The sequence below is a fragment of the Kribbella sp. NPDC050281 genome, from assembly GCF_040655855.1.
Classification (GTDB): Bacteria; Actinomycetota; Actinomycetes; order Propionibacteriales; family Kribbellaceae; genus Kribbella.
This window is the reverse complement of sequence record NZ_JBFAKS010000012.1, coordinates 17,754-31,866: the sequence shown is the minus strand read 5'-3', so window position 1 is coordinate 31,866 and position 14,113 is coordinate 17,754. Positions and strand designations below refer to the sequence as shown.

Below are 14,113 nucleotides of genomic sequence, written 5' to 3'. Positions count from 1 at the left end.
GGCTCGATGGCGGACGAGGTCGCGCGGGAGACCAGGCATCACCGGATCGTGGTGATCGGGACCGGGTTCGCCGGGATCGGGATGGCCGTCCGGCTCAAGCAGGCCGGGTACGACGACTTCGTCGTACTGGAGCGTGCGGACGACGTCGGAGGCACCTGGCGGGACAACACGTATCCGGGCTGCCGGTGTGACGTGCCCTCGCATCTGTACTCGTTCTCGTTCGCGCCGAACCCGGACTGGTCGTCGACGTTCTCCCCGCAGCCCGAGATCGAGGACTACCTGCGCAAGGTCACCGACCGGTTCGACGTCCGCCGGCACATCCGGTTCGGTCACGCCGTTGAGGCGGCGTACTGGGAGGGCGGGCAGTGGCGGATCCGGACCAGCCAGGGTGAGTTCACCGCGCAGTTGCTGCTGTCCGGGATGGGACCGCTGGCCGAGCCGTCGGTGCCGAAGCTGCCGGGGATCGAGTCGTTCGAGGGCGAGGTCTTCCACTCGGCGCAGTGGGACCACGACCTCGACCTCAGCGGCCGCAAGGTCGCGGTGATCGGGACCGGCGCGTCCGCCATCCAGTTCGTGCCGGCGATCCAGCCGGAGGTCGAGGAGTTGCACCTGTTCCAGCGAACGCCGCCCTGGGTACTGCCGCGGCCGGACCGCAGGATCACCGAGGTCGAGAAGGCCGTGTTCCGCCGGTTTCCGCTGGTGCAGAAGGCGGTCCGGGCCGGGATCTACTGGGGCCGCGAGTCGATGGTGCTCGGGTTCGCGAAGCTGCCGTCGATCATGAAGCAGGTGCAGAAGGTCGCCGAGAAGCACCTCGAACGCCAGGTCCGCGACCCGCTCCTCCGCGCCAAGCTGACCCCAGACTTCACCCTCGGCTGCAAGCGTGTGCTGATCTCCGACGACTACTACCCGGCGATCACGAAGCCCAACGTCGAGGTCGTCATTGACGGAGTCGCCGAGGTCACCCCGACCGGGATCGTCACCGCGGACGGCGTGAAGCACGAGGTCGACACGATCATCTACGGCACCGGCTTCCGGGTGACGGACCTGCCGGTGATGGACATGGTGCACGGCCGCGACGGCCTGTCGCTGCGCGAGGCGTGGTCGGGCGGCATGGAGGCACACCTCGGCACGGCGGTCTCCGGCTTCCCGAACTTCTTCCTGCTGATCGGACCGAACACCGGCCTCGGCCACAGTTCGATGGTGTTCATGATCGAGTCGCAGATCGCCTACATCCTGGACGCGCTGAAGACGATGGACAGCGAGGGGCTGCAGCGGGTCGAGGTGCGGCCGGAGGTGCAACGCGCGTTCGTCGACGGCGTCCGGTCCTCGATGCGCAACACGGTCTGGACCCGCGGCGGCTGCACCAGTTGGTATCTGGACTCGGAGGGGCGCAACACCACGCTCTGGCCGTCGTTCACCTTCCGGTTCCGCCAGTTGACCCGCCACTTCGACTCCGCTGACTATCAGACCCTCGCTATGTGACATCGAGCGTGTTACATTCGATCGGTCAGATAGCTGAGGTGATCGGAGGGCGATCCCGTGCTGGTGCTCTTGCTGCCGTTGCACGGGATCGGCGGGCGAGGGGACCTGCCGGTGCCGCTGTGGCTGGCGATCTACTCCGCCGGCGCCGCGGTGGCGGTCTCGTTCTTCGCCCTCGCCGCGTTCTGGTCACGGCCGCGCTTCGAAGTTACCGCCGGTAAGTCGCTCGAATGCCTGACCCGGCTGGTCGATGCGAGGCCGACGCGCCGGCTGCTCAAGCTCGCCGGGCTGGCAGCACTCGCGCTACTGCTCGGCTCCGCCTGGTTCGGCAGCAGCGAGCCGGCTCTGAACCCGGCGCCGACCTGGTTGTACGTGTGGATCTGGGTCGGCATCATCCCGCTCTCGCTGGTCTTCGGCCCGATCTGGCGCCTGGCCAATCCGCTCCGCACGATCGCGGGCCTGGCGCGCAGGACGTCGTACCGGAGGCTGCCCGAAGGGATTGCCTACTGGCCGGCGGTCGCGGGGCTGGCTGGATTCCTCTGGCTCGAGCTTGCGTATCCGGACGGCTCCGAGCCGGTCGTCGTCGCGATCTTCGCGACGATGTACGCCGTCGTGAATGTTGCCGCAGGCATCGTCTACGGACCGGCCTGGTTCGGCATCGGCGACAGCTTCGAGGTGTACGCCGAAGTCCTGGCGCGACTGAGTCCGCTCGGCCGTGGTGCGGACCGTCGCCTGGAACTGCGGAACCCGCTGGCCGGTCTGGCCACGATGCCCCAACAGCCGGGGATCGTCGGCCTGCTGTGCCTGTTGCTCGGGTCAACCGCCTTCGACGGGATCTCGCGCTGGTCTGCGTGGACGCGGTTGACCGGCGACCTCAGCCGTACGCAGCACATCGTCGTACACACGCTCGGCCTGATGGTCGCGGTGGCGATCGTCACCGGGTTGTTCCTGCTGGCGTCGCGGACGACCGGCGCGGCGCGGATCCGGCCGGGCGCGGTCGGGCGAGCCGGACTGCCCGGAGCGTTCGTGCATTCGCTGGTGCCGATCGCGATCGGGTACGCCGTTGCGCACTACTTCTCGTTCGCGATGTTCCAGGGCCAAGAGGGTCTGCTGCTCGCGACGGATCCGTTCGGGCGGGGATGGGACCTGCTCGGGACCAGCGGGATGCGGATCGACTACGCGTTCCTCGGTACCGGGCTGATCGCCGCGGTCCAGATCGGTGCGATCGTGCTCGGACACGTACTTGGGGTCGTGTCCGCGCACGATCGCGCTGCCGAGCTGTTCCGCCGCCGGCAGCTACGACGGGCGCAGTACCCGATGCTGGCGGCGATGGTCGCGTTCACCGCGGGCGGGATCGCGCTGGTGACAGCGTCATGATCGCGCTGCACATGGGCGGGATTCCCGAGACCGCGATGGTGCTCGGTCCGGTGCTGCTGATCGCCGCCTTCATCCGGATCGCCCGCCGCCACGAGGCCGAGACCTCGGACGACGAGTACGACGACTGGGATCCCGATCTCGGTGACCTTCCAGCAGCACCCCGAGAGCCGGCCGGACCCGCAGAAGTCAGCGAGGGATCGGAGCCGGCTCGAGCTGAAGGCCGCCCAGGGTGACCGAGCGGGTCATCGGCAGGTTCAGGAACGCGTGCGGGAAGCCCAGCTCGATCGCGCTCACAGCCTCCAGCTCCGCCACGTCCTGATCACTGAACTCGACGTCCAGCGCGCCCAGGTTCTGCTCCAGCTGCGCCGCCGTCCGCGCGCCGATGATCGGCGACGTGACCCCGGGGTTCCGCAGCGTCCAGGCGATCGCGACCTGCGCTGGCAGGTAGCCGTTGCGCTCGGCAACCGCCTTGACGACGTCAGCGATCCGCAACCCCCGCTCGGTGAGCGAATTGTTGGCCGCAGCAACGTTCTTCCGTGTCCCTGCAACGCCCGCCAGACCCCCGCCGTGATCCAGGTCGGCGGTCGTGTACTTGCCGGTGAGTACGCCGCTGGCCAGCGGCGACCACGGTAGGACGCCGAGTCCCATCTCCCGCGCCATCGGGATCAGGTCCCGTTCGACGGTCCGCTCGACCAGGCTGTACTCGATCTGCAGCGCGACCAGCGGAGCCCAACCGCGCAGGTCGGCGATCGCCTGCATCCGCGACACCTGCCACGCCGGCGCGTCCGAGATGCCGGCGTACAGGACCTTGCCCTGGCTGACCAGGTCGTCCATCGCGCGGAGGATCTCCTCGACCGGCGTGGTGAAGTCCCAGGAGTGCAGGTAGAGCAGGTCGAGGTAGTCGGTCTGAAGGTTGCGCAGACTGCGCTCGACCGAACGCATCATGCTCTTGCGCTGGTTGCCGCCCGAGTTCGGATCTCCCGGCCGGGTGGACATGGTGTATTTGGTGGCGATGACCAGTTGGTCCCGGCGGTCCTGGGTGAGCTGGCCGAGCAGCTGTTCGGACGTCCCGTTGGTGTACATGTTCGCCGTGTCGACGAAGTTGCCGCCGCGGTCGACGTACGTGTCCAGGATCCGCTGCGCCTCGTCCTTGTCCGCGCCCCAGCCCCAGTCCGGTCCGAATGTCATCGTGCCCAGCGCCAGCGGCGAGACCCGCAGCCCGGAGCGTCCGAGCAGCCGGTAGGTGTCAAGTGTGGTGACCACTGAAGGTGTCCTCTCTCCCTCGTTCGCCACCACTGTCACGCGGCCCACCACGCTGCGTAAGGGAAGGCTCTTCCTGGGACTGGCCTTCCCACCCTTGCCGACGGGGCTGTCGTCGCAGGCTGATGTCAGGCGGCGAGGGTGAGAGCGCTGAGGCGGGACGGGTTCGGGTGGGCGGCGAGCTCGGCGAGGCGGGCGCAGCCGGCGGCCAGCGCCTCTTGCAGGGTCGGCCACTGGTCGACGCACCAGAACGGGTCGTCGGGCTGACGGTCGAGGTCGTCGTCGATGTCTGCGCACCAACCGCCGGCGAAGGCGTGGTGGACATGCAGTCTGAGCATCATGATCGTGGACATTTCCGGGCGGGACAGGTGGATCAGAACGGTAGCGGGCGGCCGGACGGCGTACGGAGGTCCAGCGTCGTGGTGGTGGTACGGCGGGTGGTCGTCCGCCGGCTCGGCTTCCGGCGGATCTGGATCTGGATCTGGCGCATCATGCACTCCTGAGGACTGAGGACGTCTGGTAGATACACAGTCCCAACCCAGACGTTCCCGCACATGCGGAGAACTACCGATATCGCCACCCAGACAGCCCTTAGACCAGGCCCGGGGGCGTCTAAGGGAGTGCACCGGGGTGGAACACCTACCTAGTTGCCGTCGTGGCGGTGGTAGACGTCCGACATCCGGCCCTCAGGGTCCAGGCGAGTAAGGATCGCGTCGGTGATCGCCGTCAGCTGAGTGACCTGCTCGGGGGTGAGCGCGTCGATCACGTGCTCGCGGACGGTGGCGACGTGGCCGGGGGCGGCCTCGCGGATCTTGTCCCAGCCGGCGTCGGTCAGCCGAGCGTTCGTGGCTCGGGCGTCGGTCGGACAGGGGAAGCGCTCGATCAGTCCACGGTCCTCGAGCCGCCGTACGACGTGGGACAAGCGGGGGAGGGTGGCACTGGTGTGCTGGGCGAGGGCGGTCATCCGCAGCGTGCGGTCCGGCGCCTCGGACAGCATCGCCAGCACGAAGTACTCGAAGTGGGTGAGTCCGTTGTCGCGGCGCAGTTGGGAGTCGAGGGCGCCCGGCAGCAGCTCGAGGACCGAGGCGAGCCGGATCCAGGCCGCGAGCTCCGGCTGATCGAGCCATTTCGTCGTCACGGAAACATTCTCCCAGCCAATGGTTGTAGGAACAACTGTTATTGGTCTATGGTTGTAGCAACAACTATTGAACACTCATCCAGGAGTAGTCATGGCACACGTCAGCATCATCGGCACCGGCACCATGGGTCAGGCGATCGCCGGACTGGCGGGTAAGGGCGGGCATGCGGTCCAGCTGCTCGGCCGCAACGACCAGGACAAGGTGGCGGGCGACATCGTCGTCCTCGCGGTTCCGTACCCGGAGGTCCAGCAGGTGCTCTCCGAGCGCGGCGACCAGCTGGCCGGCAAGACGGTCGTCGACATCACCAACCCGCTGAACTTCGAGACCTTCGACTCCCTCGTCGTACCGGCGGACTCCTCCGCGGCTGCCGGGATCGCGGCCGCGCTGCCCGAGTCGAAGGTGCTGAAGGCCTTCAACACGAACTTCGCGGCCACCCTCGCGTCCGGCAAGGTCGGCGACGGCGCCACCACGGTCCTGATCGCCGGTGACGACGCCGATGCGAAGGCCGAGCTGGCGGGTGTGATCACCGGCGGCGGTCTGCGCGCGGTCGACGCCGGCGCGCTGTCCCGGGCCCGTGAGCTCGAGGCGATCGGCTTCGTCCAGCTCACCCTCGCCGTCGGCGAGAAGGTCGACTGGACCGGCGGCTTCACCCTGAACTGAGGTTGCTGCACCCGCGCCCGGGCTGACCGCCGGCTTCGTAGAGTGGGCCTATGAGCGTTGACGTTGCCCAGGAGCTGGCGGTCTTCCTGCGCGGGTGCCGGGAGCGGTTGACGCCTGGCGAAGTGGGCCTGGCAGAGCGGGGGCGGGCTCGACGGACGCCCGGGTTGCGGCGAGAAGAGGTCGCTGAGCTCGCCAAGGTCAGCGTGGACTACGTGATCCGGCTGGAGCAGGGCCGGGGACTGCGGCCTTCGCCGGAGGTGTTGGAGGCGCTCGCGGGGGCGTTGCGGTTGTCGGATGACGAGCATGCGTACGTGTTCGACCTGACCAGGCAATGGACTTCGGTACGACGCCAGCCGGAGTCGAGTTCGCTGGCCGCTCTGGTGCAGGCGATGTCGCCGCTGCCGGCGATGTTGCTCAATCACCGCTTCGACATCTGTGCGTGGAACGCGGAGATGTGCCTGCTGATGCTCAACTTCGCCGACGTCGCGCCGGAGCGGCGGAACGTGATGTGGTTGTGCGCGCTGGAGCCGGCGTTCGAGACGTTCTACACCGATCGCGAACGGGTGATCCGTGAAGGGATCGCGGACCTGCGGGCTGCGTGGGCGGCGCATGCGGACGACCAGGACCTGGGTGAGCTCGTCCGTGCCCTGAGCGAGGAGAGCGAGGAGTTCGCCGAGCTGTGGTCGCGGCGCGACGTGAAGGTACAGAACAACGGCCGCAAGCGGCTCAACCATCCGGACGTGGGTTCGCTGACCATCGAGTACGACGTACTCACGCCGCTTGGTGACACCGGCCAACGGCTCATCGTCTACCGGGCCGCGGATGCGGCGTCTCAGCGTGGTTTCGACCGCCTCGCGGCGTTGGCCGGCCAGGACAGCAGAGCGCTAGCCGGTTGAGGGGAGGGCCTTCGGGTCGAGGCCGAGCTCCTCGTAGGCGACGATCTCGATCTCGCGTGCCATTGCTTCCCGGAACGCCGCGACCAGGGCCTGCCCGGCCAGCGGGATGATGTTCTCCAGCGTGCGCTGGATCTCCGGCCATCCCTCCGCGGGCAACCCGGCGTCGCTGAACTCGCGCCACACCGTGCTGCGGAACAGCTCGACGTACGTCTTCGCCACTGCGTCGGCCTGGGCGAACAGCTTGGGCAGCATCTCGAAGATCGCCTGCATCGGGACGCCGAGCTTGATCACCTCGAGCCCGGTTCGGAGCAGATCCGGGTTCGGGATCCGGAGCCGGCCGTCGTCCTGCCGCTCGGCGATCCCCAGCTCGACCAGCCGCGTGATCACCGCCGGATCGTGCGGTACGCCGGCCCGCTCGGCCAGCTGGAACTCGTCCAGGACCTCCGGCTCGGACGGGGTCCACGGGTTCACCAGGGTCTCGAAGACGCCGAGTGCCATCGCGCCGTCCGGCAGTTCGCCCATCATCCGCTCGACTGCGGCCAGCGTGTAGCCCTTGCTGAGCAGCTCCTGGACCAGCTTCAGCCGGGCGACGTGGTCGTGACCGTAGTACCCGGTCCGGCCGACCAGCCGTGGCGGCGGGATCAGGCCGCGTCCGGCGTACGCGCGCACGTTGCGGACCGTCATCCCCACCTCGGCGGCGAGTTGATCGACGGTGAGCTCCTCGTCGTGTGCTTCCACGGTTGACAGTCTTCCAGATCCGACGTTACATAGAAGATGTAACATCAGTCATGGCGCATGAGCGATGAAGGAGTCCGTCGAATGGCGATCCCGCTGGCCACCACCGGAACCGCGACGTTCGACCAGATCGCGATCGTCACCGGCCTGGTCGGACTGATGTACGTCGCACTCGCCGTACTCCTGTGGCGGGAACGGACCGGACGCGTCACGCTGGTAGGACGGCTTGCGGACACCATCGGGAGACTGGACGGAGTCCCCCGATGGGCCGCGCTGACGCCGTACCTGCATGCCGTCTCGCTGCTTGCCTGCGCCTTCGGCGTCTGGTGGGACATCGCGGTGCACATCGACCGCGGTCGCGACACCGGCCCGTTCGGTACGCCGGCGCACTACCCGATCTTCTTCGGCATCCTCGGCGTGATCGTCTCCGGCGTACTGCCGATCGCCCTCGCCCGCAAGCCGCTGCCGGCTCGCACGATCAAGCTCACCAAGGGCTGGCGAATCCCGTGCAGTGCCGCGCTCGTCACGGTGTGTGGGACGTTCGCGCTGGTCGGCTTCCCGCTGGACGACCTGTGGCACCGCCAGTTCGGTGAGGACGTCACGCTCTGGGGCCCGACCCACCTGCTGATGATCGGCGGCGTGGTGTTCTCGATCTTCGCGCGACTGCTGGCGCTCGCTGAGGTGGAGCAGTTGCTCGGCACCAACAAGCGCCGTCTGTTCCAGGAGATCGTGTCGGTCGGCGCTCTGTTGATCGCGTGGGATCTGTTCAGCACCGAGTTCAACTACGGCGTCCCGCAGTTCCCCTTGATCCTGCAGCCGATCCTGATCGTCTTCGGTGCTGCGCTCGCGTTCACCGTGCTGCGGGCGCGACGCGGTCCGGGTACGGCGTTCGCCGCGCTGGCCGTGTACCTGGTGATCCGCGGCGGCATCGCCTGGGCGGTCGACCAACCACTCGGCGAGATCCTCGGCCATTTCCCGCTGCTGATCGTCGAGGCAGTCCTGGTCGAGCTGGTGGCGTTTGCCCTCGGCAACAAGAATCGCTTCCGCCTCGGCGCCGTCGCCGGTGCGCTGATCGGGACCGTCGGCGTGGTCGCGGAGTACACCTGGAGCCACCTCTGGATGCCGATCGCGTGGCCGTCCTCGATGCTCCCGTCGGCCCTCGGGTACGGCGTCGTGACCGGGACCGGAGCCGGACTCGTCGGGGCCTGGCTGGCGACCCGGTACGCCGAGGTCGCGGGCGAGCAGCGTGCGATCGGTATCCGCAACGCGCGGTCGCAGACGGTCCGCCGTACCCATCAACTGGGCGCGATCGGACTGGTCGCAGTCACCGCGACGGTGTTCTTCTGCGTGCCGCGGTCGGCGGAAGCGGGCGTGACCGGGTCGGTGTCGTTGGAGCGGGTGGCCGCGGGGGCCGAGCCGACGGCGTACGTCACGGTCAAGTTGCAGCCTGGAGACGCAGCGGACGGTGCGCGGTGGTTCGAGGCCATGGCCTGGCAGGGCGGAGGGCTGGTGACGCACCCGATGGTCAAGGTGGCCGATGGCACCTATCGGTCGGCGGACGCGCTGCCGATGTTCGGCAAGTGGAAGTCGATGATCCGCCTGCACCAGGGGCAGCGCGACCTGGTGGCGATGTGGGTGTACGCGCCGGAGGACCTGGCGATCGAGAAGCCGGCCGTGCAGGTGTCGAACGGGCAGACGGTCGAGTTCGTCAACGAGCAGCAGGTGCTGCGGCGGGAGGAGCGGACCGACGTGCCACGATGGATGTGGAACGGCGGCTACGCCCTGCTCGGCGTGGTCGGTTTGCTCGAGATCGCCGGCATCGCCTGGCTGGTCGGGCGTGGCGCCCGCGGTGGACGCCTGCGTGCCGCCCACCTGGCCGCCGGTGAACGGGAACGGGAGACTGCGTGACGATCCAGGCGGAACGGTCCGGTGTGACCACGACCGACGGCGTACGGCTGAACGTCGAGACGACCGGATCACCGGACGCGCCGGTGACCGTCCTGCTCGTGCACGGCTGGACATGTTCGACGCGGTCGTGGCACAACCAGGTCGAGAAGCTGCCGAGGATCCTCGGGCAGAACGGCGTTCGCGTAGTCACGTACGACCACCGCGGTCACGGCCGATCGGACGCCGCACCGGCAGGGTCGATGCGAATCGAGCAGCTGGCCGACGACCTCGAGACCGTCCTGGACACGGTCGTCGGCGACGGACCTGTTGTGTACGCCGGTCACTCGATGGGCGGGATGACGCTGATGGCGCTCGCGGACCAGCGGCCGGAGCTGTTCGGCTCGCGGATCGCGGCGGCGGCGCTGGTCAGTACATCGTCTGGCCACATCGCGGAGGGCGCCTTCGGCATCCCCAGGCGGTTCGACTCGACGGCAGCGGCGTTCGCTCCGCGCGCGATGAACATGCTCAGCACTCGGCTCGAACGGCGTGCGCACCGGGGACCGCGGCCGCTGGACATGTCGGTCCGGGTACGCCGGCCCGCCCTGCGGCAACTGGTGTTCGGGAAGAAGACCGACCCGGCCGAGGTGGACCTGTTCCTCGCGGACCTCGCGAGCCTGCCGGGTCCGTCGTACGGCGGATTCTTCGAGGCGATCCTCAAGCACGAGCGCGATCACGCCCTGAAGGTCCTCGAGCAACTCCCGGTCGAGATCATGCACGGCACCCGCGACCGGCTGCTGCCGCCCCGCCACGCCAACCGGATGGCCGCCGAGCTTCCGACCGCGCGGATGTGGATGTATCCCGGTGCCGGCCACATGCTCATGCAGGAACGCCCCCGCGACGTCACCCACCGCCTGGCCTCCCTGGCCCGGAGAGTCACCGCCTAGGGTGACGGGGTGCAGAACCTTCTCTCTGATGTTGTTGTCGTCGATCTCACCAGGGCGTTGGCCGGGCCGCATGCGGCGATGATGCTGGGGGATCTCGGCGCCCGTGTGATCAAGGTCGAGGCGCCCGGCGGCGGGGACGACAGCCGGGGCTGGGGACCGCCGTTCGTCGAGGGCGAATCGACGTACTTCCTGTCCGCGAACCGGAACAAGGAATCGGTGACGGCGGACCTCAAGTCCGAGGACGGTCGCGACTTCCTGACCAAGTTGGTCCGGCGGGCCGACGTACTGATCGAGAACTTCCGGCCGGGGGTGCTGGACCGGCTCGGGTTCTCTGTCGAGCGGCTGCATGAGCTCAACCCGGGGCTGGTGATCCTGTCGATCACCGGGTTCGGGCACGACGGGCCGGACGGCGGACGGGCCGGGTACGACCAGATCGCGCAGGGCGAGGGCGGCCTGATGAGCATCACCGGTGCGGTCGAGCCGACGAAGACCGGCGTACCGATCGCGGACCTGCTGGCCGGGATGTACGGCGCCTATGGTGCGCTGGCGGCTCTGCACGAGCGATCGATCACCGGCAAGGGGCGCGTGGTGCGGACGAGCCTGCTGGCGTCGGTGATCGGCGTGCACGCGTTCCACGGAACGAAGTGGACGGTCGCCGGCGAACTGCCCGAGCGCGTCGGCAACCACCATGCGCAGATCGCGCCGTACGGGATGTACTCGACCGCGGACGACATCGTCCAGGTCGCCGTCGGCAGCCAGGGGCAGTGGCGGACGTTCGCACCGATCGTCGGACTGGATCCGGACGACGAGCGGTTCGCGGTCAACGCGCAACGGGTTGCCCACCGCAACGAACTGACCGCGGCGATCGAGGCGGCGTTCGCGCACGAGTCGGCGGACGTGTGGCTGGAACGCCTTGCGGAGAAGGGGATCCCGGCCGGCAAGGTCCGCGATTTCCAGCAGGTCTACGAGTGGGAACAGACGCTGTCACAGGGCCTGCTGGTCGATGTCGAGCACCCGACGCTCGGCCGGATCCAGCTCCCCGGGCCGCCGCTGCGGTTCGACGACCAGCTGTACGCCGGCGCCCGCGAAACCAACCTCCCGCCGCCACGACTCGGCGAGCACAACGAGTCGGTCAGAGCTTGGCTGGAGGAGTAGCGGACGCCCACGCCATCACAATCGGCGGATGCCCGGCGCCGTCAGGCTCAGCGCCGCCTTCGGCGGTCGGTTGTGATGGCCTGGCGGTCCGGAGCGGACGCCCGGACGACGAGCTCCGGGCGGATGAGTGTCTTCCGTGGGCGTTCGGTTCCGGGGTTGCGAAGGCGTTGGAGGAGGAGATCCACGGCGGTGGTGCCCACCTCGGCGGCGGGGAGGCGGACCGTGGTGAGGGGCGTCTGCAGGTACGCCGCGTAGGGGTGGTCGCCGTACCCGGTGATCGCGACGTCGTCGGGGACTGCCAGACCTAGCTCGGCAAGCACGCGCAGCAAGCCCAGGGCGAAGTAGTCGTTCCCGGTCACGATGGCATCCGGATGACGGTCGCTCAGGAGCGTCTGCGCGAACCGATAAGCCTCCTCCGGCTGCCACGGCAGGGCGAGGGAGTCGTAGCGCTTGGTCGGTACGGCGCGGATCGTGTCGTCCTTGACCTTCAGACCGGCGTCGGACATCGCCCGGCGGAAACCGGCGACACGGTCGGCGGTCGTCGTGATCGGCAGGTCCTCTTCCAGCACCAGCAGGCGGCGTGCACCGCCGGAGATCAGGTGGCTGGTCGCTTCGTAGGTGCCGCGTTCGTTGTCGACCCCGACCATGTCGCAGTCGAGCTCAGGCACATCACGGTTGACGAACACCAACGGGATGCCTGCGTCGCGGACACGGCGCCAGTGGTCCCACTCGGCCTGGACCGGCACGACCACGGCGCCGTCGACCGCGGACCGTAGCAGCGCCTCGGTGGCGCGCTGCTCGTTCTCCGCGCTCTCGTCGGTGACCAGCAGCAGCAACGAGTACCCCTGGGCGCGGACGCGGAGCTCGATGCTGCTGATCAACTGGGCGTAGAAGGGGTTGGACGGGTTGGTGATGACGAGGCCCAGCGTCATCGCCGAGCCGAGCACGAGCGACCGCGCCAGCGTGTTGGGCACGTAGCCGATCCGGGCCGCTTCGGCCTGCACGGCCGCGCGCGTCTTCGGGCTGACGCTGTCCTTGTCGCCGAGCGCACGCGACACGGTGTTCACCGACAGCCCGAGAGCTGCCGCGATGTCCCGCAATGTCGGGCGCCGTGCCTCCGTCATCTTCACCCCCTCGGGCAGCTTAAGCCTTCACAGCCAGGTGGATCCGCACCTGGACCGAACCGTCGACCTTGGCGCGCAGCCGCAGCCAGTGGCCGAACCCGCTGACCGGCCAGCTGATCAGCTGCCCCGGCCCGACCCGATGCTCTCCTGCGTCGAGATCGCACCAGGTGATGCCGTCGGGCGAGACCTGCGTGAGGTACGTCGCGGTGCCGTCGCCGCCGACGTGGTGGACGAACCAGCGCGCCTCACCGGCCCAGGCGACCTCGTACGGCTCGGTGGCGAAGCGGGTGTCGAACGTGGTGTCGCGTTCCAGCACCGCCGTCATGGACTGTCGCATGGGCCTACCAATCAACCGAGATGAGGACAGAGTCGAGGAAGAGAAAGTTCCTGACGCTGCTGTGAGTGCGGACCGAGAAGTAGAAGTTCAGCAGGTTCTCCAGCGTCTCGTAGCGTTCCTCGTACGGCGGGACCGGTACGTCGCTCATGTCCATCACCCGGTCGTTGACCTGGAGCTCGACGTTGCGGCGCTTGTCGGTGTCGATCAGCCAGCGCAGATAGTGCCAGTTCACCTTGGTCGGCACCTCGTTGTAGCAGAGCTCCTGCGGTTCGCCGAACTGCTGCCAGTCCTCGGGGTTGGGCGCGGTGAAGTCGGCGGCGTACTCCAGCTTCACCTTGCCCTCGAAGTGCTCGCGCGGCGTCGGCTCGGGCACGGTCGGGGCCATCCAGCGCCGGGTGAAGTGGTTGTCGAGATCGGTGTTCTGGTAGCGCGCGACCGTGTGGTAGCGCAGTCCGCCGTCGCCGCACAGATCCGTGGCGACCGTGAACGCACCGAACTGCGCCTCGGACGGGTGAGTGTTGCCGTCCCACTGCACGTCGCCGAAGGTGTCGAGCTCCGAGCCTCCGCCGAGGGTCGCCTCGGACTTGAACGCGAAGTACGTCTCCAGTTGCACCAGCCCGCGGCCGCTCATGGTGAGCCGGCGGATCGCGACCGCGGTGTGGCCCTTGTGCGGCCGCGTGGCGAGCTTGAGCGCGTACGTCCCGCTGAGCGCACCGTGGGTGCCGATGTCGAAGAAGTTGCAGGCCGACAACTGCGGCGGCCGGAAGTCCCGCATGTGGTCGTCGACCGTGCTCAGGTCGCCGCGGCCGTTGTAGTTGCCGAGCAGCTCGCACCAGCCGTGCGTCCCGCTGTCGAACTCGTCGAAGGCCAGGATGCGCGGCAACGGCGAGAACTTGGACAGGCGGGGATCGGCGGCCAGCAGCGCGCTCCGGACATCGGATGTCGTCACGCAGTGCCTCCCAAAGCATGAATCAGGTGGATGGTCAGTGAAGTTAACGTTCACGGGAATCGACCGTCAACGGGCCGTTCCGCCCTGAGCAACGGTGGTCTATTGACACGTAAATACCACGCTTCTACGGTGCATTAACGCTACCGTTAACGTTCACGGAATCGAGACATC

Annotated in this window: 15 protein-coding genes; 8 read left to right on the top strand and 7 right to left on the bottom strand. The window is 68.3% G+C overall.

Translation table 11 applies throughout. The features are described from left to right. Positions 1 to 6 precede the first annotated feature (6 nt). Genes AB0I34_RS15030 through AB0I34_RS15020 form a run of 3 tightly spaced genes read left to right on the top strand, consistent with a single transcriptional unit; the run spans position 7 to position 3,089 of the window. Positions 7 to 1,482, top strand: a complete 1,476-nt coding sequence (locus tag AB0I34_RS15030; protein WP_360445209.1) for an NAD(P)/FAD-dependent oxidoreductase — start codon at positions 7 to 9, stop codon at positions 1,480 to 1,482. A 57-nt stretch (positions 1,483 to 1,539) separates the two neighbouring features. Then, positions 1,540 to 2,856, top strand: coding sequence for a hypothetical protein (locus tag AB0I34_RS15025; RefSeq protein ID WP_360445207.1), 1,317 nt, complete (start codon positions 1,540 to 1,542; stop codon positions 2,854 to 2,856). Next, positions 2,853 to 3,089, top strand: coding sequence for a hypothetical protein (locus AB0I34_RS15020; protein ID WP_360445206.1), 237 nt, complete (start codon positions 2,853 to 2,855; stop codon positions 3,087 to 3,089). The genes AB0I34_RS15025 and AB0I34_RS15020 overlap by 4 nt, the downstream gene beginning before the upstream one ends. Here the strand turns inward: AB0I34_RS15020 and AB0I34_RS15015 are convergent. The 3 genes from AB0I34_RS15015 to AB0I34_RS15005 all read right to left on the bottom strand — a co-directional run bounded on the left by AB0I34_RS15015 (position 3,043) and on the right by AB0I34_RS15005 (position 5,254). Then, on the bottom strand, positions 3,043 to 4,119 hold the full coding sequence (locus AB0I34_RS15015) for an aldo/keto reductase (protein WP_360445204.1): 1,077 nt from the start codon (positions 4,117 to 4,119) through the stop codon (positions 3,043 to 3,045). The genes AB0I34_RS15020 and AB0I34_RS15015 overlap by 47 nt on opposite strands. Before the next feature lie 125 nt (positions 4,120 to 4,244). Further along, the gene (locus AB0I34_RS15010; protein ID WP_360445202.1) at positions 4,245 to 4,469 is read right to left on the bottom strand and encodes a hypothetical protein; all 225 of its coding nucleotides are present in this window, start codon (positions 4,467 to 4,469) and stop codon (positions 4,245 to 4,247) included. Positions 4,470 to 4,759: 290 nt separating this feature from the next. Beyond that, positions 4,760 to 5,254, bottom strand: a complete 495-nt coding sequence (locus tag AB0I34_RS15005) for a MarR family transcriptional regulator (protein WP_360445200.1) — start codon at positions 5,252 to 5,254, stop codon at positions 4,760 to 4,762. Between the two features lie 91 nt (positions 5,255 to 5,345). Between AB0I34_RS15005 and AB0I34_RS15000 the strand changes: the two genes are divergently transcribed. Both AB0I34_RS15000 and AB0I34_RS14995 read left to right on the top strand, forming a co-directional pair. Further along, entirely contained in the window at positions 5,346 to 5,915 is a 570-nt protein-coding gene (locus tag AB0I34_RS15000; RefSeq protein ID WP_360445198.1) for an NADPH-dependent F420 reductase, read from the top strand. Positions 5,916 to 5,965: 50 nt separating this feature from the next. Beyond that, on the top strand, positions 5,966 to 6,811 hold the full coding sequence (locus tag AB0I34_RS14995; RefSeq protein ID WP_360445195.1) for a helix-turn-helix transcriptional regulator: 846 nt from the start codon (positions 5,966 to 5,968) through the stop codon (positions 6,809 to 6,811). Here AB0I34_RS14995 and AB0I34_RS14990 read toward each other — a convergent pair. Next, entirely contained in the window at positions 6,800 to 7,549 is a 750-nt protein-coding gene (locus AB0I34_RS14990) for a MerR family transcriptional regulator (RefSeq protein WP_360445193.1), read from the bottom strand. The genes AB0I34_RS14995 and AB0I34_RS14990 overlap by 12 nt on opposite strands. An 81-nt stretch (positions 7,550 to 7,630) precedes the next feature. On the opposite strand from AB0I34_RS14990, the gene AB0I34_RS14985 reads away from it, so the two are divergent. Genes AB0I34_RS14985 through AB0I34_RS14975 form a run of 3 tightly spaced genes read left to right on the top strand, consistent with a single transcriptional unit; the run spans position 7,631 to position 11,532 of the window. After that, positions 7,631 to 9,454, top strand: coding sequence for a hypothetical protein (locus tag AB0I34_RS14985; protein WP_360445191.1), 1,824 nt, complete (start codon positions 7,631 to 7,633; stop codon positions 9,452 to 9,454). Further along, positions 9,451 to 10,377 carry an alpha/beta hydrolase gene (locus AB0I34_RS14980; RefSeq protein ID WP_360445189.1) on the top strand — a complete coding sequence of 309 codons (927 nt, stop codon included), beginning with the start codon at positions 9,451 to 9,453 and terminating at the stop codon, positions 10,375 to 10,377. Before AB0I34_RS14985 ends, AB0I34_RS14980 begins: the two co-directional genes overlap by 4 nt. A 9-nt stretch (positions 10,378 to 10,386) precedes the next feature. Beyond that, on the top strand, positions 10,387 to 11,532 hold the full coding sequence (locus AB0I34_RS14975) for a CoA transferase (RefSeq protein WP_360445187.1): 1,146 nt from the start codon (positions 10,387 to 10,389) through the stop codon (positions 11,530 to 11,532). 47 nt (positions 11,533 to 11,579) lie between these two features. Here AB0I34_RS14975 and AB0I34_RS14970 read toward each other — a convergent pair whose 3' ends face one another. Genes AB0I34_RS14970 through AB0I34_RS14960 form a run of 3 tightly spaced genes read right to left on the bottom strand, consistent with a single transcriptional unit; the run spans position 11,580 to position 13,942 of the window. Then, positions 11,580 to 12,656: a LacI family DNA-binding transcriptional regulator gene (locus AB0I34_RS14970; RefSeq protein ID WP_360445185.1), complete on the bottom strand. Its 1,077-nt coding sequence runs from the start codon at positions 12,654 to 12,656 to the stop codon at positions 11,580 to 11,582. Between the two features lie 19 nt (positions 12,657 to 12,675). Then, entirely contained in the window at positions 12,676 to 12,993 is a 318-nt protein-coding gene (locus AB0I34_RS14965; RefSeq protein ID WP_360445183.1) for a hypothetical protein, read from the bottom strand. Between the two features lie 4 nt (positions 12,994 to 12,997). Further along, the gene (locus AB0I34_RS14960) at positions 12,998 to 13,942 is read right to left on the bottom strand and encodes a DUF6772 family protein (protein ID WP_360445181.1); all 945 of its coding nucleotides are present in this window, start codon (positions 13,940 to 13,942) and stop codon (positions 12,998 to 13,000) included. Between the last annotated feature and the right edge of the window lie 171 nt (positions 13,943 to 14,113).

What these genes read in the sequence shown, in the direction of transcription:
- AB0I34_RS15000 (WP_360445198.1), top strand. Translation starts at nt 5,346, where the DNA reads ATGGCACACGTCAGCATCATCGGCACCGGCACCATGGGTCAGGCGATC.
- AB0I34_RS14970 (WP_360445185.1), bottom strand. Translation starts at nt 12,656, where the DNA reads ATGACGGAGGCACGGCGCCCGACATTGCGGGACATCGCGGCAGCTCTC.
- AB0I34_RS15010 (WP_360445202.1), bottom strand. Translation starts at nt 4,469, where the DNA reads ATGTCCACGATCATGATGCTCAGACTGCATGTCCACCACGCCTTCGCC.
- AB0I34_RS15030 (WP_360445209.1), top strand. Translation starts at nt 7, where the DNA reads ATGGCGGACGAGGTCGCGCGGGAGACCAGGCATCACCGGATCGTGGTG.
- AB0I34_RS15020 (WP_360445206.1), top strand. Translation starts at nt 2,853, where the DNA reads ATGATCGCGCTGCACATGGGCGGGATTCCCGAGACCGCGATGGTGCTC.
- AB0I34_RS14965 (WP_360445183.1), bottom strand. Translation starts at nt 12,993, where the DNA reads ATGCGACAGTCCATGACGGCGGTGCTGGAACGCGACACCACGTTCGAC.
- AB0I34_RS14985 (WP_360445191.1), top strand. Translation starts at nt 7,631, where the DNA reads ATGGCGATCCCGCTGGCCACCACCGGAACCGCGACGTTCGACCAGATC.
- AB0I34_RS14995 (WP_360445195.1), top strand. Translation starts at nt 5,966, where the DNA reads ATGAGCGTTGACGTTGCCCAGGAGCTGGCGGTCTTCCTGCGCGGGTGC.